Below are 21013 nucleotides of genomic sequence, written 5' to 3' on the forward strand. Positions count from 1 at the left end.
CAGTGTTCTGCAGACCGATGCCGCAGATAAAAAAGAGAGGGTTGTCCCGGTGTCAGCCGGCATAACCCCCGTCAGCCTTCAAAGGCCCTATTTTAACTCAGGCAGCTCTGCCTGGGTACGTTGCGCCTGATCGAGCGGCTGCGCTGCCGACGGCGCCTGAATGTTCAGGTTCCTGAGCAGCTCACCGGTACGGGCGTTGATGCGATAGGTGGTAAACATGTCGACAAACTGCAGCTCAACGTAGCGGCGCTGGGCGCTGAACACTTCGTTTTCGCTGTCGAGCATATCGAGCAGGGTGCGGTCGCCCAGGCTGAACTGCTCCTGATAGGCGCTACGCACCTGTACGCTGCGATCGGCATACTCTTTGGCGATCGGCACCTGCTGGTGGGCGTTTCTCAGGGCGTTCCAGGCCAGACGCAGATCTTCGTTCAGCTGACGCTGGGCATTCTTTTTCACATCCTCCGCCTCTTTCATTTTGTAGGCGTAAGAGGTGAGCGTGGCCTGATCGCTGCCGCCGTTATAGAGGTTGTAGCGCATGCGCAGCATCGCCTGCCACTCCTGGCTGTGCCCGCGGGTGCCATCGATGTTGTTATCCATGGTACGTCCAACTTCAACGTTCACATCCGGGTAGAAGCGCGATTTTGCCGCCTCATACTGCTGGCGGGTCGCTTCCACATCGGCATCGGCCTGTTTCAGCAGCGGGTTGTTTTCCAGCATCACCGAACGCGCAGCATCCAGCGAGGCGGGAACCGCGATTTTAGCGGGCATCACCAGAGTATCAGGCTCTTTGCCAGTGACGCTCTGGTAGTTAGCGCGGGAGTCTTCGAGGTTAGTTTGCTCGGTCAGCAGATTGTTGCGCGCCTGTGCCAGACGGGCCTGAGCCTGCTCAAAGTCTGCCTGACGACCCACGCCCTGCTCGGTACGCAGGCGGATCTGATCGAATACCCGCTCGTGATTCTTGAGGTTATCTTCTGCCAGCGCCACCATCTTCTGGCGCATCAGCACATCGAGATAGCTCTGGATCGCCTGCAGGGCGGTGGATTCGCTGGTATTCAGCACCGTCCAGGCCCGGGAGTTGACCGTCGCTTTCTGGCGGCCCACTTCGCTGGTGGTCGCAAAACCATTGAAGACGTTCTGGCGCAGGTTGATAGCGGACTCGCTGCGGTGCAAATCACGCAGATGATCGCCTCCTGCACGGGTGCTGGCGTTATCGGTTTGCTCCCAACCGGTACCAGCAGTGAGATCCAGGGTCGGCAGATAGCCACCTTTGGCGGCGCGAAGATCCTGATCGGCGGAATATCGGCTGTTTACCGACGCGTTAACTTCCGGGTGCCACAGCAGGCTGTCTTTTACGGCCTGCTCCAGGGTAGTGGCCTGGCTCTGCGTGGCGCTCAACACCAGCGCCGCACCCATCATAATCTGACTATAGTGTTTCATCTTGTTGTTTTTCCTTCACATCCCTTGAGTGTGGATCATTATCCACCTGAGAAAATCCCATCAGACCGAGGGATAAAATGCATCCTGCGGGTTTATGATCGGACGGGATCCTTCGTCTGACCTGAATTCAAATCATCGTTGTTGCCGCGCAGAGCCCAACCGCACTCTGCGCGGCAGCCGATCAGGCGTGATCTTCCGGTTTGGCGATCAAGTTATCCAGCATCGCTTCGTTTCCGGCATCGTAACCTTCCGTTCCGGCTATCTCGCCACCTTCAGCGGGAACATGTTCGATCTCCGCTGGGCCATCCGCCGCATCGCTCTGCGGCCCGGCCTGAATCAGGGTGCTGAGATCGTTATGCTCTTCGTCATGAATGAGATCGCTAAAGTTCAGCTGCTCGTCCTGATCCGGACCGGCGCTCTGCAGCGTAGTGAGGGTTTCACTCTGCGCATCGTTCAGCAGCGCATCACCGGCATGATCGGCCGTTGGCGCTGCGGTGGTGTTGAGCATCAGATTATCGTCATCAATTAACGAGGCAGCGTGATCGTCAGCATCCAGGCTGCCGGTATGCGACAGCTTATCGCTCGCCTCGCCGTCATGATCGGTATGGCTCTCCTCAACGCTGTGGCTGGCCATCAGAGGGTGATCGTCGTCAACAGCGTCATCAGCATGCTCTTCCCCACCGTGGCTTTCGCTGACGACGGTGCCGCCCTCTTTACCGTCAATGGTAAAGTCACTTTGGTGCTGATTGTCGGCGGTAGAGCCTACTTCCAGCGTGATGTCACCGAAATCGCTCTCACCGTTCGGGAGTTCAACAGTGACCTGGCCGGTAAAGTGCGAGGTGTCGTTATCGAAGGTCAGGTGGTAGACCTTGTTGTCCGCGTCGTAACTGACGCTGGTGTAGTTACCCGTAAAGGTCGCATTCTCAGGAATGCCCCCCAGCGTGAGGCTGGTCAGATGGTCGCTGCTGTCTGAGCTTTCCAGATTCACGTCGAGGTTCAGGGTGGCCGTGGTGGTGACGGTGGTACTACCGCCGTGCGTTCCGGAAGGCCCGTCGCCGAAAACAACGCCCTCGATGCCGTTGGCACTCTGGAACGGCGACTTCCCGGTATCGTTATCGACCACATGCAGGTTGTCTATGTCGTTGTTTTTGCCGTTCTGCGGATGATCGACACCGGTGACGGTGTAGTCAGCTTCATTACCCTGAACAAAGATATAGTCCTTACCTACGCTGCTCTGCGGTAAGCCCTGGTTGCCAGTAATGCCGTTGAGCGGTCGGAATTCATAGTGATCCTGCGACCAGTCGCCCTGCTGGTAGTAGCCACCAGTATGATCACCCACCACAAAGATATCGGTATGGGTCTTATCGCCATTGTTGGCGTTGGCGTTACCCTGGCTGGTGTAGTAGTGGATCTGATCCGGGCTGTCGGCCTTCGGCACAAAGTCGCCCTGAATCTTGCCGTCCGGGCTATCCGGGGTCAGCCAGACATGCACGTTACTGCCGATCGCCACGATGACACCGTTCTGGATATCGTACCCGTTCGGATCGCCGCTGCCGCCGTTGATGTGGATGATTTTGTCATCTGACGTCTCGGTCGTCTTATCGCCAGGGGTAACGGTAACGGTCAGTTTGACGTCGGCGTCTGCATCGGCATCTGCATCGGCATCTGCATCTGCGTCGGCATCCGCGTCAGCATCGGCATCCGCATCCGCATCGGCGTCCGCGTCGGCATCAGCATCCGCATCTGCATCAGAATCCGCATCGGCATCCGCGTCAGCATCTGCGTCTGCGTCTGCGTCTGCGTCTGCGTCTGCATCAGAATCGGCATCCGCGTCAGCGTCCGCATCGGCATCAGCATCGGAATCTGCATCCGCATCGGTATCTGCGTCAGCGTCCGCATCTGAATCCGCATCGGCGTCAGAATCTGCATCGGCGTCGGCGTCCGCATCAGCATCAGCATCAGCATCAGAATCTGAGTCTGCATCTGCATCTGCATCTGCATCAGCGTCAGAATCTGCATCTGCATCCGCATCAGCATCGGCATCCGCGTCTGCATCGGAATCCGCATCGGCATCGGCATCGGCATCCGCGTCAGCGTCCGCATCGGCATCTGCATCTGCATCCGCGTCGGCATCCGCATCGGCATCAGCGTCTGAATCAGCATCCGCGTCGGCATCCGCATCCGCGTCGGAATCGGCATCAGCATCCGCGTCGGAATCGGCATCAGCATCCGCGTCGGAATCGGCATCAGCATCCGCATCAGCGTCCGCATCTGCATCTGAGTCAGAATCGGAGTCCGCATCCGCGTCGGCGTCCGCATCCGCGTCGGCATCGGCGTCGGCGTCGGCGTCGGCATCAGCGTCTGAATCGGCATCCGCGTCGGAATCGGCATCCGCATCAGCGTCCGCATCAGAATCGGAATCCGCATCGGCGTCCGCATCCGCATCAGCATCAGAATCGGCATCCGCGTCGGCATCGGCATCGGCATCAGCGTCTGAATCGGCATCCGCATCAGAATCGGCATCGGCGTCAGCGTCTGCATCAGCATCGGCATCGGCATCGGCATCAGCATCCGCATCAGCATCAGCATCAGAATCTGAGTCTGCATCCGCATCCGCGTCAGAATCGGCATCGGCGTCAGCGTCTGCATCGGCATCAGCGTCGGCATCCGTATCTGAGTCAGAATCGGAGTCAGCATCCGCATCCGCGTCGGCATCGGCGTCGGCGTCTGCATCGGAATCCGCATCGGCGTCAGAATCGGCATCGGCATCGGCATCGGCATCAGAATCGGCATCGGCATCGGCATCGGCATCAGCATCAGCATCAGCATCAGCATCAGCATCAGCATCAGCATCAGCGTCGGAGTCCGCATCCGCATCCGCATCCGCATCCGCGTCGGAATCGGCATCAGCATCAGAATCGGCGTCTGCATCAGCATCGGCGTCGGCATCGGCATCCGCATCAGAATCGGCATCAGCATCCGCGTCGGCGTCTGCATCTGAGTCAGAATCGGAGTCCGCATCCGCGTCGGCATCGGCATCTGCATCGGCATCCGCATCTGCATCTGCATCGGCATCCGCGTCGGCATCAGAATCTGCATCTGCGTCAGAATCTGCATCGGCATCCGCGTCGGCGTCGGCATCTGCATCCGCATCCGCATCTGCATCTGAGTCAGAATCGGAGTCCGCATCCGCGTCGGCATCGGCGTCTGCATCGGAATCCGCATCAGCATCTGCATCAGCGTCTGCATCGGCATCAGAATCTGAGTCTGCATCCGCATCTGAGTCAGAATCGGCATCCGCGTCAGCGTCGGCATCGGCATCGGCATCGGCATCGGCATCGGCATCTGCGTCTGCGTCTGCGTCTGCGTCGGAATCTGCATCGGCATCAGCATCAGCATCGGCGTCCGCATCAGAATCTGCATCTGCGTCAGAATCCGCATCGGCATCGGCATCGGCATCGGCGTCAGCGTCTGCATCAGAATCGGAATCCGCATCCGCGTCGGCATCGGCGTCTGCATCGGAATCCGCATCGGCATCTGCATCGGCATCTGCATCGGAATCCGCATCGGCATCCGCATCGGCATCCGCATCGGCGTCAGAATCGGCATCGGCATCGGCATCGGCATCCGCATCAGAATCGGCATCCGCATCAGCATCCGCGTCGGCGTCTGCATCTGAGTCAGAATCGGAGTCCGCATCCGCGTCGGCATCGGCATCGGCATCGGCATCGGCATCGGCATCAGAATCGGAGTCTGCATCGGCATCAGCATCTGCGTCGGCATCGGCGTCGGCATCAGAATCGGCATCCGCATCAGAATCGGCATCCGCATCAGCATCAGCATCCGCGTCGGCGTCTGCATCTGAGTCAGAATCGGAGTCCGCATCCGCGTCGGCATCGGCATCGGCATCAGAATCGGCGTCCGCATCCGCGTCGGCATCTGCATCTGAGTCAGAATCGGCATCGGCATCAGCATCCGCGTCGGCATCGGCGTCTGCATCGGAATCCGCATCAGCATCTGCATCTGAGTCAGAATCGGAGTCCGCGTCGGCATCGGCGTCTGCATCGGAATCCGCATCGGCATCCGCATCAGCATCTGCATCAGCGTCTGCATCGGCATCGGCATCGGCATCAGAATCTGAGTCTGCATCCGCATCTGAGTCAGAATCGGCATCCGCGTCGGCATCGGCATCGGCATCTGCGTCTGCGTCGGAATCTGCATCAGCATCGGCGTCCGCATCAGAATCTGCATCTGCGTCAGAATCCGCATCGGCATCGGCATCGGCATCGGCGTCAGCGTCTGCATCAGAATCGGAATCCGCATCCGCGTCGGCATCGGCGTCGGCGTCTGCATCGGAATCCGCATCTGCATCGGCATCCGCATCGGCATCGGCATCGGCATCCGCATCGGCGTCGGCGTCGGCGTCGGAATCTGCATCCGCATCTGAGTCAGAATCGGAGTCCGCATCCGCGTCGGAATCCGCATCTGCATCCGCGTCAGCGTCGGCATCGGCATCGGCATCGGCATCGGCGTCAGAATCTGAATCGGAATCAGCGTCCGCATCAGCATCAGAATCGGCGTCCGCATCCGCATCCGCATCCGCATCTGCATCCGAATCATCACTATCGAGCAGCGTTAATTCTTCCGGGGGCTCATCATCGGGGAAATCAAGGCCGGTCGTCGGGTAGCCTGCATCAGGGTCAACAATCTCAGCGGTTAAATCGAGCACGACGTGGGTATGCGACCCGCCGCCGCTGCCGCCTGGTTCACCGCCAGAATTAACGGGCTGAGGACCTGCGGCTGGCGCCTCCAGGGTCTGCGTCGGGTCCTGCCCGTCGGCAATGGCCTGCTGAATAGCAGCCACGTCCTGCTGCTCGGACGCCGTGGCGTCAGTGGTCACGTGCCCTGTGCTGTCCCAGTGGCTGTCACGGCCCAGATCTACCTGTTTGCCGTCCGCCAGCGATAAGGTAATCGCGCCAGTCGCGCCCGTCTGAATTTGTTCCCCGTCGAGGATCCTGTCGCCTTCCGTCAGCAACCTTGTGCTGCCGTCAGGACTGACTGCGAATACCTGCCCTATTACTGCTTTGACGATCCCGGATACGCCGCTCATATATTGTTTCCCTCAATCCTTTACATGCCCAATTCATCCATTACTCAGGCTTAGAATGCTAAAAAAGAATTAAATCTGTATTAGTAATTTGCTGTGCAACGCTGACAAGGATACGCCTCTCAATAAGAAATTTATTGATGCAGGTCCGTGTCAGCCCCCTATATTAATTGATGACATGAATAAATAGGAATCTAAAAAGGTATGCACTATCAAAACAGGGAGCCAGGCTAATGGCTCCCTATTAATCCGTCAGGTAATGAAGGCAGCTTAAATAAGCCCCTCGTCATCATCCGCGATTAATCCTTCCAGACCACTCAGCGAGCGGCGCGCCTGCGCGCGGCTGGTGAGCTTCGCCTGCGCGGCCGGTGGCAGGTCGGTAATGGTGATGACGCCTTTGCTCATCAGCACCTCGATCAAATCCTCCAGCACACGCACCATCTCCAGGTCGCTCTGCCGCAGTTGATACAGCGTGGCTTCACGGATTTCTCGCTGGCGCATCCACTCGTCAATCTCGGGGGTGCAGAGATCATGCTGTTCCGTCATGGTGGTAAAAGGCGTCAGCTCCACCCGTATAATTCGTCTTTCCGTATCGCGTTCTACGTAATACATTTTCAGCCTCCATTCACTCTGTGAGGTTAATTTCTACCCAGTGTACTGGCGTCAGCGAAATAGCGCCCCATCGCACCCTGCAGGCCAATGTTTTCCAGAATCGCCAGTTCCCCAGCTGTTTCCACTCGTTCGGCAATAAGGGGAAGATTAATCTGGCGGGTTGCCCAGTAAATGGCCTCAATAAACAGTTTCTTATCATCTTCGCTGTCTATATTACGAATATAACTGCCATCGACTTTAATCCAGGCCAGACCCCACTGCGGTAAATTGCCAATAAGATGGAAGCGACCACCAAAATGCTGGATCCCCAGACGGCAACCCAACGCCTTCAGGCGACTGACCAGCACGTTGACGCGTTCGACGTCGGGAAGTTCGTTCTCATCCAGCTCCAGGGTCAGCAAGGCTGCCAGCTGCGGCGCGCCTTTCAGCGGTTGCAGGAGAGCATTCAGACTCTGGTCGTCAGCCACGCTGGCACCGCTGATACTCAGCGCCAGCGGGCGCGGCGATTTAGCCAGCTCCTGCAGGGTCTGCTGGAGCATCACGATATCCATGCGGCGACTGAGATCGAGACGGTGGATCCACGGCATAAAGCGTCCCGCCGGCACCAGCTCACCCTCCCGGGTTTTAATGCGGGCGAGGATCTTATGGTGCAGCACCACATGCGGGTTATTACACGCATACACCGGCTGCGAAAAGAGCTCGAAGGCACCATTGCTCAGCACCGCGTCCAGCCGGGTGTACCAGCTGTGATGATCCTCTTCGCGCTCACCGGCCGGGGCAGTATCGGGGCTGGCAAAGAAGCGCATCTCGGTTTCCGCTCTCGCCAGGGCCTGATCCGCCTGCGCCAGCACCGCCTGCGGGGTATCGCCGACGTTAAAAGGCACCAGCGCGAAGTGGGCCACCGGCGAAAGGTCACTCATGCCGGTTTCAGACAGCGCCTTCAGCTGGGTGGTGAGGGTGTTGCTCAGGTTATCCAGATCCTGTCCCAGCATCAGCGGGGCGATAATAGCGAACTCCCCGCCACGCACGCGGGCGACAAAGCCTTCGTTGTGAAAATAGTTGCGCTGCAGACCGGTAAGAATATCCGCCACCGCCACCAGCAATTGATCGGATTTCGCCCCGCCCAGACGCTGGTTGAGACCCATCAGATCCTGGACCCGCAGCAGCATGATGTGTCCGGCAGGGTTCTCTTCATCGCTCAGGCGCGACTGCAGCTGCATATCAAACGCCCGACGGTTGCTCAGCCCGGTCAGACTGTCGTGATAGGCCTCCTGACGCAGGGATTCGGTGCGCCGGGCCTGATCGCTGAATAACACCTTAAGCTGGGTCACCATCATGTTGGTGGCCTCAACCACCCGCCGCAGCTCCGGGGTCTTCGGTAAGGCCGATACATTGAGAAACTCACGGCGGGTGATCGCCATCGCCTGGTCGACGATATAGTTAAGCGGGCGCAGCATACGCCGTAACAGCAGGGTGGCGGCGAGCAGGAACAGCAGGCTACAGCCGGTCAACCACAAAAAGCTGGCGACAATGCTGTTCCACAGGCGGGCCAGGGCGAACATCGGATGGCTGACCACCTCGACCCGGGCGGCCTGTGTCCAGCCGCGCATCACAATGGCGTCGCCTTCACCGGGGCTGAGGTGCACCAGCCGCACGAACCACTGCGGAACGCGGGTATTCTGGGGTACATCGCTGCGCTCGATGATCGGTTTATTGGTCTTAATGTCGATCACGCGAATGCGATAGAAATAACCGCTGTCGAAGATGGAGTTGACCATTAGCTCGGTCATGGTCGGGTCATCGATATGGGTGGTCAGCGACAGCCCCAGCGCCGTCGCCGCATCCTGCGCGTGGGCGCTGAGCTGATTGCGGTACTGCTCGCGGGAACTCTCAAGGGTTACCACGAAGTTGCCGCAGAAAATGACAAACGTAAATAAACAGATGCCGATCAGTAGCTGTTTATAAAGAGACATGGCCCTATCCTATTCATTAATTTCAAATCCTTCTGCACGCATGCGGGTGAGAAGATCCTGCCAGCGGGAGAGCCGTTTGCTGTCGCCCACGCGTTTGTTGCCGCCGGACTGCGGCAGCCAGAGCCCTTCGCCGTTAAACGCGTAGACCGGAAGCAGGTCCGTACGCTGGGTGGCCGGCAGGATGGCGGTTTTCAGATTATCCAGAACCAGCGGGATCGCTGTGGGGGTGGAATACCATGTCACCACCATGTGCGCCTGATTCAGTTCGAGTGCTTTTACATAGGTAATACGTAACTGGTTCGCGGGCACGCCCATTTCACGCAGGGTGAAATATTTCGCCAGCGCAAAGTCCTCGCAGTCCCCTGCCCCTTTACGCAGAAATTCAATCGGCGTTGCCCAGTAATCCTGCTGCTTCCAGACGACGATATCATCCCGAAAAGCCATTCTGGCGTTAAAAAACTGATTAACCTGCTTTAACTTGTCCTGGATCGTGCCCTGCGACGGGGTGTTAAGCAAGGCCGCCCACTCAGCGATCCGCTGTCGGGCGGCGGGGGTGGCCGGGCCATACAGCCGCTCGGTGCGGGTGCTGATGGCGCTGAAATCCCACCCGGCACCGAGCCCTGGCGAGATAACCAGCAATGCCACCAGCCAGAGCGACAACCAACGTCGACAACGCACTGATATGAGGGAGCGAAGAGGTCGCATAGAGGCGGCTTACTGCTCGTCTGACCGGGCGCGCCAGCGTTGGCGATACGCGACATAGCCAGAGAGGTAGTGCTCGACGTCGTCGATCCGCACCCGATAGCTGTGGTGACGAATAAAAAAGCTGCCGACGATCCGCGGCGGATTTTTAAAGAACATCGCCAGTTCCGGCCAGAAAAAGCCATTCGCCAGATAGCGGGCGCGGGTCTCCAGCGCCTGATTGAACACGTTCATATCGAAGCCGGCCAGCAGGTGCTTATGCGGCGAGGTCTCAAGCCGGGCGATCATCTTTGATGCCGCCATCATCAGCTCCAGCAGCGTGGGATAGGTGGTAACCCGGTTCTGGACAAAGTCGAGGTGGTCGCGCACGTTATCCAGCCCAAACTGATAGTAACGCTCCAGCGGCCGGTAGAGCGTCAGCTCGTTGACGCAGTAGCTGAGCCAGTGATCGTGGGCCTGCCAGTGCTTCTGTTCGATAAAGTGATCCATCGCTCGCTCGACCATCTCCAGCCAGCGCGGGGCCTTCGTCAGGCCGTAAAGGCGCATCAGCGCGAAGGCTGCTTCGCCGTCGTAATAGATAATGCGGTGCGCCGCCTTGAGAGAGAGACCCCCGGCATTCAGCACATGCACAAACCCGCCGGTCTGCGGATCCTGCATAAAGCCGATCCCGTTCGCCAGCCGCGCCATCTGCGCCAGGTAGCGGTTATCCCCGGTCAGCTTGCTGTATTTCGCCATCGCCAGGATGCACACCGCGTTGCCGCCAAGCTTGATCTCATCCCCGGTATCCACCAGGAAATCGGCCTCGCTGCCATCCGGCAGGGTATAGGTGCGAATGAAGCTGGTGCAGAGGTCGTTTAGCGCCCGCTCGATGGCCGCGAACTGCTCTGGCTCGCGCGTGACTTCCCAGCCTTCAAGCAGGGCATAGGTTGAGCTGGCGTGACGCAGGGCGTTATAGGTCGGAATGGCACGATCGAAGCAGGGAAACCAGCCGTAGTGGTAGCGCCCGGTAGCAGTGATCTGGCGCGCCAGATAGTCGGTGGCCGAGGCGATCATCGGCTCCAGGGCCGTCGCCTGCCAGTCGGAGAGCTGGCGATAGCCGCTGTTACGCCCGGTCGATTCGATGGGCAGCAACTGCTCGCCGTCGCAAAACAGCGCCCGGGTGGTGAAGCGCCAGAGCGTCTGGTCAGGCTGTTCGGGCCAGTTCAGCACCGCCCCGAAGCGGCGGCGGGAGAAATGGGCCAGGTTGTTGGCATTCGGCGTGGCGACGCCGTGGTCACCGTGGTAGAGCAGCGCGTTAGCGGCAATCTCCTGCTCCAGCATGGCGTAGCGAAACGCCGGATCGAGGCTCAGGCCATAGCGAAAATAGTTACGCTTGGTTTTGCCGAGTCGGGCTTCCAGCGAGTCCCAGCGCAATGCCTCCACCTTATCGACAAGGTCAACCCGCAGCCAACAGACGTCAGTGCCGCTCTGCTGTTGCCACGCCTGTAGCGCCTGCGCCCCCTGCTGCCAGGCCTGTTCAAAGGTGTCGCCGCAACCCTGCACAATGTGGGCACGGCGTTGACTGTCGGAGGCACTAAAAAAGATCGCCCAGGTGGGGCAAATCGACGGTTTAGGCGCAACGTCCAGCAATTCCATCGCCGGGCGGGTTTGCGCAAGTAAGTCGCTGAGCGGCATGTTAACTCCTGAAAACGCCAGAGGCACCCTGTCAGAAAAATCTTAACCGATGATACCATTATGTATGACAAGTTGTGTATTCTGTATGTCTGTTGTTTCCCCGGGGCGGTGTTGTGAGTCGATGGTGTGTGTCAGGATTTCTGCTGCTGATAAGCGTTTTCGCTTACGCTGAGACGCCCCTGCTGTGGAACCAACCGCCCAGCCGACAATACTGTCCAACCAGCAACGACGCCGCCTGGGTGCAGTACCCGAGCGGCGAAGCCTGCATGCGCTATTTCAGCGCGGGCACGCTGCGTGACGCCCCCCTGGCACTGGTGGTACTGAAAGGCGACCGGGTCGCGCAGATTAAACGATCCCCGGACGCTATTCCCGGCAATACCGCCAACGCTCAGCGCCGTCAGGCCCGGGCCATGCTGCGCCAGACCGGATTGCCGACGATTATTATCGCTCGTCCCGGCACCTACGGCTCCAGCGGCAACCACTACCGCCGCCGCCAGGCGGAAGAGTTTCAGGCGATCGCGGCAACCCTCGACGCCATCAAAGCCCGATACGGTATTCAGCGTTTTATCCTCAGCGGACACAGCGGCGGAGCCACTGCCGCCTCGGCGCTGCTGGCTACCGGTCGGCGGGATATCGACTGCGCGGTGCTGACCTCCGGTGCCTGGGGGCTGCTGGAGCGGGCGCAGCGTATGCGCCAGCAGCGCAATGCGCCCCCCGCCCCCGCGCTGGACGGCACGGGATTGCCTCATCCCTGGGACCCGCTCGATCATATTAGCGGGATCGCCGCCGATCCCCTGCGGCTGATCCTGGTGATCGGCAACCCGCAGGATCGCAACACCCCGTTCGATCTGCAGGCGCGCTTTGCCGCTGCGCTGCGCGAGCATGGCCACCGGGTAATGCTGCTCGAACGTCCCGCCGCTCCGCCGGAGTCCCACGATCTGCTGGGTAATGCCGCGATCAACGCCATTAAGCTTTGTCCGCAGCGCGGGCATACCCCAAAACTGTAAGGACAGAACCATGAGCCAGACATCACTCCGCCCACGCCACGCTGACGCACCGGGATGGACGGCCGCCGACCTCGAAAAACTGTCCGGCGGCATCTGGCATAATCGTCCGGATGCGGACTGGCGTGCCGACGACATTGCCCTTTTTCACGACAAGGCGCACGCCACCCGCCCCTGCCTGTTTATTGCCATGGATACCGACACTTGGCTCAAGGGCTCCGGCAATACCGGGATTTACGCGGGCTGGAACGATACCCATCTGTCGCTTTCGCGCCACGCCTCCCGCTACTGTGGGGCGATCGTCCAGCGACGCCTTGAGGATCTGCCTCCCGACTTTCCCCAACTGGTGGTGGGCAACAGCTATCAGGCGCTGCAGAGGCTGGCGGAAGAGGCCCGGCGACGGCTGGACGGCAAAGTGGTGGCGATCACCGGTACGGTTGGGAAAACCACGACCAAAGCGATGCTGGACAGCATTCTTGCACCCCGCATGTCGGTGGTGGCGAGCCGCGGCAACCACAACACCCGTACAGGGGCATTGGTCACGCTGGCCCGTACCGCCTGCAACCCGCAGTCAGTGGTAATGGAGGTGGCAATCTCGGCCCTGTGGATGCGCAACGGCGGGATCGGCCTACGTATCAAGCCGCATATCGTCATCGTGACCGAAGTCGGCATCACCCAGGTGGGGAAAAACGTCACCTCTCTCGAGGATGTGGCGCGCTTTAAAGCCCGCATCAGCCAGGGTCTGATTCCGGGCGGCTACGCCATTCTCAACCGCGACATGGCCATGTATGACCGCGTGGCAGAGAGCGTCCTCCGGGACGGCGCCCGCATCATCAGCTACGGTTTCGACGCCGCCGCCGACGTGCGCATCACGGCGTTTACTCCGGACGTGCACGGGAGCCAGATTACCCTTCTCTTCCGCAACCAGACCCTGCGTTACCGGCTGGCGGTGCCCGATAAGGGTGGCGCGCTTAACTCGGTGGCGGCGCTGATTGCCGCCGAGCTGCTGGGCGTCGGCGTGGCGCAGAGTATCACCAGCCTGGAGGCCTGGCGCGGCGACGGCCAACATATGGGCATTACCGCGCTGCCGCTGCCGGACGGTGGTGCCGTTACCCTGATTGACGACAGCTACAACGCCGAATACCTGTCGATGCTCAACGCCTTTGAGGTGGCGGCGCAGCGTGCCCGCGACGGCGGTGGCCGGGTCATTGCCCTGCTGGGGCGGATCGTCAACCTCGGCGAGCAGTCCGGGGCGATCCACCGCGCGCTGGCAGAGCCCCTGCTGGCGGCGGACTGCCAGCAGGCATTTTTGCACGGCGAGGAGATGGCGACCCTGCACGATGCCCTGCCGGACGGCGTTCGCGGCGGTCATTTCCTTACCGCAGAGGCGCTGGTGGAGGCCGTAGCCCCGACGTTGCGCGACGGCGATATCGTGCTGGTCAAAGGCAGCGCGCGCAATTCCGACTTTAAGCGGGTCGCCGGCCTGCTGAAAGCCCGATTCGCCGCCCCGCCTGCGCTCGGGAAAGGGCAAACCGCGCGCCTGCTGATCAATCTCTCCACCGGCGAACAGCGGGTATCTCAGCTGAGCGGCAGCGTCTTTGCGCCGACGTATCTCAGCCAGCTGCTACTGACCTGCTGCATGGCGGATCGTCTGCTGGCAAAAAAAATCACTCTCGATACCCCGGTAAAGGTGCGCAACATTGCCGCCGCCATCCTGGAGGGCAACCCGACGCTCGGCCTGCCCCGGGGTAGCACGGCAACGGTAAAATCGCTGGTGCAGGGGATGCTGATCCATACCGCCTGCGATGCCGCTATTCACCTCGCGGAGTTGCTGGCGGGCAGCAGCGCAGAGGCGCTGAAACAGCTCCGGGCGCTGAGCGCCACACTGGGCATGCACCACACCCATCTCAATAACGTCTCCGGCCGCCCGCACCCGGGACAGCGCACCACGCTGGGCGATATTGCCCGGCTGATGCGCCATTTCCATCTGCGCTACCCGCACCTGTTGCCGTGGCTGGGGGAGTATGAGGCGGCGATCGGCGAGCGGGTGTACCGTAAAACCGGCAACCTGCACAGTGACGGCAGCGCCTGGGGGCAGTTCGGTGCCGGGCGCTGGGGCGTCGCGCTGCAGTGGGTAGCGGGTGAGCTGTGGCTGGCCTGCGCCGCCGGAGCAAATGACGCCTTCCATCTCGACTATCTGCTGGATGAACTGCTGGCCCGGGCCGAAGGCCGACCGCCCGCACCGGCGTCAGTCGTCCGGCAGATCGAAAAGCCAGCCGCCACCCTCACCCTGCTGGGGGACACCTATTTTGGCGAGTGGTACACCCGCCGGCGCCAGGCGCGCGGGATGGATGACGCCCTCCAGCGCCACGGGTATGACCACAGTTTTGCGGCGATCGCCCCGCTGCTGCGCGGCAGCGACTTTACCCTCGCCAACTTCGAAGCGGCCCTGACAACCGACCTGAGCGCCAGTCTGGAGGGCCGCAAACCCTTCTGTCTGATCGGAGATCCGACCGCCTCGGTTGCCGCCCTGCGCAAACAGGGCATCGACGCGGTAGCGCTGGGTAACAATCACGCCATGGATGCCGGGTTGCCGGGTCTGCACAGCACCCTGGCGGCGTTTCGCGAGGGCGGGATCGCCTGCATCGGGGCCGGACTCAATGCTCAGCAGGCGCATGCCCCGCTGGTGCTGACGGTGGGTGGCAGGCAGTACAAGATTTTCAGCGCCTACTGGTATCGCCGCTATATGGAGCAGGAGTGCGCCTTCTACGCCCGGCCGCGCCGCGCGGGCGTCGCCTGCCTGAGCGGCGGGCTCATCGAACAGCTGCGACAGGAGAAAGCCAGCGCCCGTCCGGCCACCACCATCGTGCTCGCCCACTGGGGGCTGGACTACCGCTGGACCACCGCCGGACAGCGGGCACAGGCGAAGCGCCTGAGCGAGGCCGGGGCCGATCTCATCATTGGTTCCGGGCCGCATATGGCGGGCGATGCCGCCCGGCTGGACGAGAGCCTGGTGGTCTACAGCATTGGCAACGCCGTGTTTAACAGCAACGGCGAATACCGGGAGCGTGGCATGCCCGCATACGGGTTTATCGTCCGCCTGCTGCTCGGTCATTCGATACCGCAGATCCAACTCCTGCCAATTTTTACCGACAACAAACGGACCTTCTGGCAGCCGCGCCCGGTTAACGAGGCTGAGTTTGCCGATCTGATCGCCCAGCTGAAATTGCAGGGAATGGCAATTGGCGAGCACTGCGCGGCCTGGCGTGCCGTCAACGTGGACGGCGAATATATGCTGACCATGACCCTGGACAGCCGCTTCGGTCTCATGACTTCAGATGAGGGGCCCGCCATGAATACTAAAAAATTATGAGGCGTGAATGTTGAGGGCGAATACATACTGACCATAACGCCGCTGTGATACAGGGTCAGGACACATTGATGAGCGTGCCACTGCAAAACATACCCCGCTGCGGGCTTATGCTGTTCATGCTACTCCTGGGGGTCAGCGGATGCTCTTCCGGGGACAATACCGCCAGCCGGGGACGACCGGTGCAAAAATACTACCGCCCCGCGTACATTCCGCCCCCGGCGATGCCCGTGCAGCGCGCGCCGGAACCCTGGAGCGTAGCGCCAGAGGAGGCGCCGCCGGTGAAAGCGAAAAAACGCCCGCCGAACAAAGCCGCAGAACAACGTCAGCCCAGAGCGATGCCGGTGCTGGATAATTCGTTGCCCGAGCAGATCTGGCAACCGGCGATAAGCCGTCAGACGAGTCTGGAGCTGAAATCATGACCGAACGCGCCATCGGTGAACTGAGCAGCCAGCCTGATATCAGGCGCCCGACCCTGCCTCTCTGGCAAAACGGTCTGGTGATTATCATCACCCTCACCTACCTCATCTGCGAGCTGGCATTTAACTCGCGCCTGCTCGATCTGGTGGGAAGTCTCTCCACCCCCGAGGACATCCACAGTATGGAACGCTATGGCCGGGCGTTAACCGCTATTGCTGCGGCCCTGCTGGTGCTTCAACTGGTGCTGGCAGGCAACGTCCGACTGAAAAAACGCGGCATCGATTTTCCCCCGCTGTACGTGGCAAGCATGGTGTTTTCGCTCTGCCTGCTCACCGGCGTGGTGACCTGGCAGACGGTGGAACGCGTGATTGAACAGCAGGTCGCGCAAAGTACCGGCGAATTTCGTCAGAAATCGCTGCTGGCACAGCTCTACCAGCAATCCTTGATTGACGGGCACCAGACGCTGGAGGGGATCCCGCTGGATGAAGACGGCGGGCAGCGGCAGACCTGGACCAGCCCCTCGGGGAAAGCATTTCTGGCGATGCTGCCGCTGCTGATGAGCTCGGTCAGCCGCTATCACCCGCTGCTGGAAAGCGAGACGGCGCAGAACCTGCGCGACAGCATCAGCGTCCAGGAGGGAGGGATCCTCGGCTATTACAAAGCCTGGCTGGCGGCGCGTGCGGACATTTATAAGGACTATCTCGACTATTCCAGCGTGACGCAGAAAAACGTGCGTTATCACGAGGCGATGATCCCTGCCCGACTCGACTGGGAGGCGTTTTTCATGCTGGACGTGGTGCAGAGCAGGCTGCGTGAAACGCTGGCGCTTCCCCCTCAAAGCCGGGTTCGCTCTGAATACCCCAAAGATGACGCCCTTAAGCAGTTTGCCCTTGAGCTGCAGGCACCCCATCTTGATTACGCCGTGCAACAGCAGCTCCCCCATCTGCAGGCCGCGCTGGCCAGCTATGGCCCAGGCGGTGCGAATGAAAAAGCGGGAGAGGATGCGGCGCGGGCGGTGATTGTTCCGCCGATTGCGCTGATGTTCTCACTGCTCGGCGCGCTTACCCATCTGGCAAAACTGCTCTATCTGCTGCTGCTCCCCCTGAGTGCGGCCCTGCTGTATATCACCTCGTGGCGTCCGGTTCGCCTGCTCAACCGCCATGCGCTACTCTTTCCGGTGCTGTTGATTTGCCTGCTGCTGGGGATGTTCAGCGTGATGAATAACAGCATCACGGCCTCTCCGGCCTATCATGCCTTGCGTCATGGGTTACAGGGTGCGGACGTGGCGATTACCGGGGCGTCCTCGTCACTGAGCGGCGGCGCGCTGCTGCGGGTCATTCATGCGGTCAGCATCGGGCAAAGTTACAGCTATCCGTTAAACCACGCCCTACGCCAGAATCTGTTGATGGACTTTGATTTTGGCTACGAAACGCGTGATAAGTAAGGTCTTTTCCAGGACAATAAACAGGCCTGTTTTTTGCTGGTTTTTCAAGCGTGAAGTTGTGATAGCCGTTAAGATATATTCAGTGCTACATTACGCCGCCACGCGGCGACACGCATTATCAGACCAGTTGACCTGTACGGTAACCACCTGGAACCATTAATATTAAGACGGGTCATAAAAACAGTACGGCGTATCGCCCGTCTGGCGCTACCTCCACACTCTTCAAAAAGGTCGTTTTATCTTGTCTCAATGCAAATTCACACTCGCCCTCTTGCATCCCCGTTACTGGTTTACGTGGTTTGGTCTGGGCGTCTTGTGGCTGCTCGTACAACTCCCCTACCCGGCGCTGCTCTGGTTGGGCTCCACCCTCGGTAGCCTCTCGCGTCGTTTTCTTAAACGCCGGGAATCTATCGGCCGCAGAAACCTCGAACTCTGTTTTCCGGCCCTGTCGCCCGAAGAGCGCGAGCATCTGATTACTGAGAATTTTAAATCCATCGGCATGGCGTTACTGGAAACCGGAATGGCCTGGTTCTGGCCGGACCATCGGGTACGCAAGTGGTTCGATGTGGAAGGTCTGGAAAATTTACAGCGCGCGCAGGCTAAACACCGCGGCGTAATGGTGATCGGCGTGCACTTTATGTCGCTGGAGCTGGGCGGTCGCGTGATGGGGTTATGCCAGCCGATGATGGCCACCTATCGACCGCACAACAGCCTGCTGATGGAGTGGGTGCAGACCCGCGGTCGTATGCGCTCCAATAAAGCGATGATCAGCCGGAATAATTTACGCGGACTGGTTGGCGCCCTGAAAAAAGGGGAAGCGGTATGGTTTGCCCCCGATCAGGATTATGGCCGCAATGGCAGCAGCTTCGCCCCGTTCTTCGCGGTAAAAGAGGTCGCCACCACCAACGGCACATTCGTGATTTCACGCCTGTCTAAATCGGTAATGCTGACCGTGACGATGGTAAGAAAAAACGATAGCAGCGGCTATCGCCTGTTTATTATGCCGGAACTGGAAAATTACCCTGAGGAAGAGGTGGCCGCCGCGGCGTATATCAACCAGGTGATCGAGAAAGAGATCATGCGTGCACCTGAACAGTATTTATGGGTGCATCGCCGCTTCAAAACCCGTCCTGAAGGCGAACCCTCCCTCTACCGTTAACCCTCTGCTAAAGGTTAGTTTCGCCTTGAAACTAGCCTTTTCAATAACCTGTAATCACCCTGATTTATCGTTAGCACGCTATGTTGCTCAAGGGCCATTTATTACCCTGGGAAATTAAACTGTCGCCGTTCCACGACACTCGTAAGTCGCGGAAAGTATTTAAAAAAACCCCTCTTGTCACCCCTGAAATTTAAGCGTACATTAGCGCCGTCTGGCTACCTGAAAGCACAGAATTCTGAGCTGGAGTCGATGTCAAAACGGGGATAATTCTCATTTCCGCTCTGGCCTGACTTCACCTCTCTATACTCAGTTGGACTCTGAATTTAATGCGTATCACGATATACGCGGAGCGATGAACGTGAAATATTTCTTTATGGGTTTTTCAGTTATTGTGTTCGCCTGGGTCGGCACCTTTGCCCTGATGATGAACTGAGCAAAGAAAATGCAAAAAAACAGGCGCCACTGGCGCCTGTTTTTTTATGCTTATTGACTGGCTTACTCAGACGCGGATTTTGTCCCCTGCGGCAACAGCCCGTCGGCCCGGAACATACTCTTGATCCCCCTCACCGCCTGGCGAATACGGTCGCTGTTCTCAATCAGCGCGAAACGCACGTGCGTATCACCATATTCGCCAAAGCCCACCCCCGGTGAGACGCAGACTTTCGCGTCCTGCAGCAGTTTCTTGGCGAACTCCAGCGAGCCCATCCCTGCATAGGCGTCCGGGATTTTTGCCCAGACGTACATGGAGGCTTTCGGCATCTCAACCATCCAGCCCGCCTCATGCAGCCCTTTGACCAGCACATCGCGACGGCGTTTGTACTGTGCGGCGATATCCTTCACGCACTGCTGATCCCCTTCCAGAGCAGCAATGGCCGCCACCTGCAGTGGCGTAAAGGTGCCGTAGTCATGGTAGCTCTTGATGCGCGCCAGGGCATTCACCAGCGTCTTGTTGCCGACCATAAAGCCGATGCGCCAGCCCGCCATGTTGTAGCTTTTCGACAGGGTGAAGAACTCCACCGCCACGTCGCGCGCGCCGGGAACCTGCATAATCGACGGGGCTTTCCAGCCGTCATAGACGATATCGGCGTAGGCCAGATCATGTACCACCAGCACGTCGTAGCGCTTCGCCAGGGCCACCACCTTCTCAAAGAAATCGAGTTCGACACACTGGGCGGTCGGGTTGGAGGGGAAGCCGAGGATCATCATCTTCGGCTTCGGATAGCTTTCGCGGATAGCGCGCTCCAGCTCGTTGAAAAAGTCGACGCCTTCCACCAGCGGCACAGAGCGTACCTGCGCCCCGGCGATGACCGCGCCGTAAATATGAATTGGGTAGCTGGGGTTCGGCACCAGCACCGTGTCGCCATGATCCAGCGTGGCCAGCATCAGATGCGCTAGCCCCTCTTTCGAACCGATGGTGACGATGGCTTCACTCTCGGGATCGATCTCAACCTGATAGCGGTCCTGATACCAGCGCGAGATGGCGCGGCGTAAACGGGGGATCCCTTTGGAGGTGGAGTAGCCATGCGTATCCGGGCGCTGGGCGACCGTGCAGAGCTTTTCCACGATATGGGGCGGCGTAGCACCGTCCGGGTTGCCCATACTGAAATCAATAATGTCTTCGCCGCGCCGACGCGCAGCCATTTTCAGTTCAGCGGTAATATTAAAAACATACGGGGGGAGACGATCGATACGCGAAAAACGGCGTTCAGGACTGGAATCAGCCATAGATACCTCAGATAACGTTAGCGCCCGGACCGTCCGAGCGACGTCGCCACGATGTGTGGCGTGCTTAGAAAATAACCCGAAAAAATTCGGCTTGTCGAGAGGGGAAAAATAAAAAAAGACGTAGCGCTAAAACGGGAACTCTGCTGCGACTAAAATGGGAAGTAAAAATGAATAGCGGCATTTCTGATGCCATTTTATTAACACTTTAATATCAATAGATTTACGACTTTCGGGTGGGTTTTCTCGTAAGCGCACCTGGCAGGTCAACCTGACACTATCCCCTTTGAAAAGTGCGCCTTCTCCCCATTTGATAAAACTGACGGATAACTGGTCATTGGGCGTCAGGTTTTTTATCATGGTTGTTTCCCGTTTGCCCAGGTCATCCC

General features: G+C 59.4%; 14 protein-coding genes. 6 read left to right on the forward strand and 8 right to left on the reverse strand.

The window, feature by feature from the left end:
* Window positions 1-87 precede the first annotated feature (87 nt).
* The 6 genes from SOM40_RS16520 to SOM40_RS16545 all read right to left on the reverse strand — a co-directional run bounded on the left by SOM40_RS16520 (window position 88) and on the right by SOM40_RS16545 (window position 11505).
* Complete coding sequence (locus tag SOM40_RS16520; protein WP_225758327.1) at window positions 88-1437, reverse strand: TolC family outer membrane protein; 1350 nt, start codon at window positions 1435-1437, stop codon at window positions 88-90.
* A 181-nt stretch (window positions 1438-1618) separates the two neighbouring features.
* Window positions 1619-6547: a hypothetical protein gene (locus tag SOM40_RS16525; RefSeq protein WP_320530366.1), complete on the reverse strand. Its 4929-nt coding sequence runs from the start codon at window positions 6545-6547 to the stop codon at window positions 1619-1621.
* A gap of 267 nt (window positions 6548-6814) precedes the next feature.
* Window positions 6815-7156, reverse strand: a complete 342-nt coding sequence (locus SOM40_RS16530; RefSeq protein ID WP_106994696.1) for a tryptophan synthase subunit beta — start codon at window positions 7154-7156, stop codon at window positions 6815-6817.
* 26 nt (window positions 7157-7182) lie between these two features.
* Complete coding sequence (gene lapD, locus SOM40_RS16535; protein WP_320530367.1) at window positions 7183-9129, reverse strand: cyclic di-GMP receptor LapD; 1947 nt, start codon at window positions 9127-9129, stop codon at window positions 7183-7185.
* 9 nt (window positions 9130-9138) lie between these two features.
* Entirely contained in the window at window positions 9139-9834 is a 696-nt protein-coding gene (gene lapG / locus SOM40_RS16540; protein WP_166183224.1) for a cysteine protease LapG, read from the reverse strand.
* Between the two features lie 9 nt (window positions 9835-9843).
* Window positions 9844-11505, reverse strand: a complete 1662-nt coding sequence (locus SOM40_RS16545) for a Mur ligase (protein WP_414672280.1) — start codon at window positions 11503-11505, stop codon at window positions 9844-9846.
* A 128-nt stretch (window positions 11506-11633) separates the two neighbouring features.
* On the opposite strand from SOM40_RS16545, the gene SOM40_RS16550 reads away from it, so the two are divergent.
* The 6 genes from SOM40_RS16550 to SOM40_RS16575 all read left to right on the forward strand — a co-directional run bounded on the left by SOM40_RS16550 (window position 11634) and on the right by SOM40_RS16575 (window position 19335).
* Window positions 11634-12512 carry an alpha/beta fold hydrolase gene (locus SOM40_RS16550; protein WP_501050320.1) on the forward strand — a complete coding sequence of 293 codons (879 nt, stop codon included), beginning with the start codon at window positions 11634-11636 and terminating at the stop codon, window positions 12510-12512.
* A gap of 10 nt (window positions 12513-12522) precedes the next feature.
* On the forward strand, window positions 12523-15882 hold the full coding sequence (locus tag SOM40_RS16555; protein ID WP_320530369.1) for a CapA family protein: 3360 nt from the start codon (window positions 12523-12525) through the stop codon (window positions 15880-15882).
* Between the two features lie 68 nt (window positions 15883-15950).
* Entirely contained in the window at window positions 15951-16301 is a 351-nt protein-coding gene (locus SOM40_RS16560; RefSeq protein ID WP_320530370.1) for a hypothetical protein, read from the forward strand.
* Window positions 16298-17743, forward strand: a complete 1446-nt coding sequence (locus SOM40_RS16565; RefSeq protein ID WP_320530371.1) for a hypothetical protein — start codon at window positions 16298-16300, stop codon at window positions 17741-17743. The genes SOM40_RS16560 and SOM40_RS16565 overlap by 4 nt, the downstream gene beginning before the upstream one ends.
* A 238-nt stretch (window positions 17744-17981) precedes the next feature.
* Window positions 17982-18902: a kdo(2)-lipid IV(A) palmitoleoyltransferase gene (gene lpxP, locus SOM40_RS16570; RefSeq protein WP_207630124.1), complete on the forward strand. Its 921-nt coding sequence runs from the start codon at window positions 17982-17984 to the stop codon at window positions 18900-18902.
* Between the two features lie 373 nt (window positions 18903-19275).
* Window positions 19276-19335: a hypothetical protein gene (locus SOM40_RS16575; protein ID WP_223610505.1), complete on the forward strand. Its 60-nt coding sequence runs from the start codon at window positions 19276-19278 to the stop codon at window positions 19333-19335.
* 62 nt (window positions 19336-19397) lie between these two features.
* Here SOM40_RS16575 and alaC read toward each other — a convergent pair whose 3' ends face one another.
* Complete coding sequence (alaC, locus tag SOM40_RS16580; protein ID WP_106994688.1) at window positions 19398-20627, reverse strand: alanine transaminase; 1230 nt, start codon at window positions 20625-20627, stop codon at window positions 19398-19400.
* Window positions 20628-20753: 126 nt separating this feature from the next.
* Window positions 20754-20984: a hypothetical protein gene (locus tag SOM40_RS16585; RefSeq protein ID WP_225758318.1), complete on the reverse strand. Its 231-nt coding sequence runs from the start codon at window positions 20982-20984 to the stop codon at window positions 20754-20756.
* Between the last annotated feature and the right edge of the window lie 29 nt (window positions 20985-21013).

This window comes from Leclercia sp. CFBP8987 (assembly GCF_034044995.2).
Taxonomy (GTDB): Bacteria; Pseudomonadota; Gammaproteobacteria; order Enterobacterales; family Enterobacteriaceae; genus Enterobacter; species Enterobacter tamurae.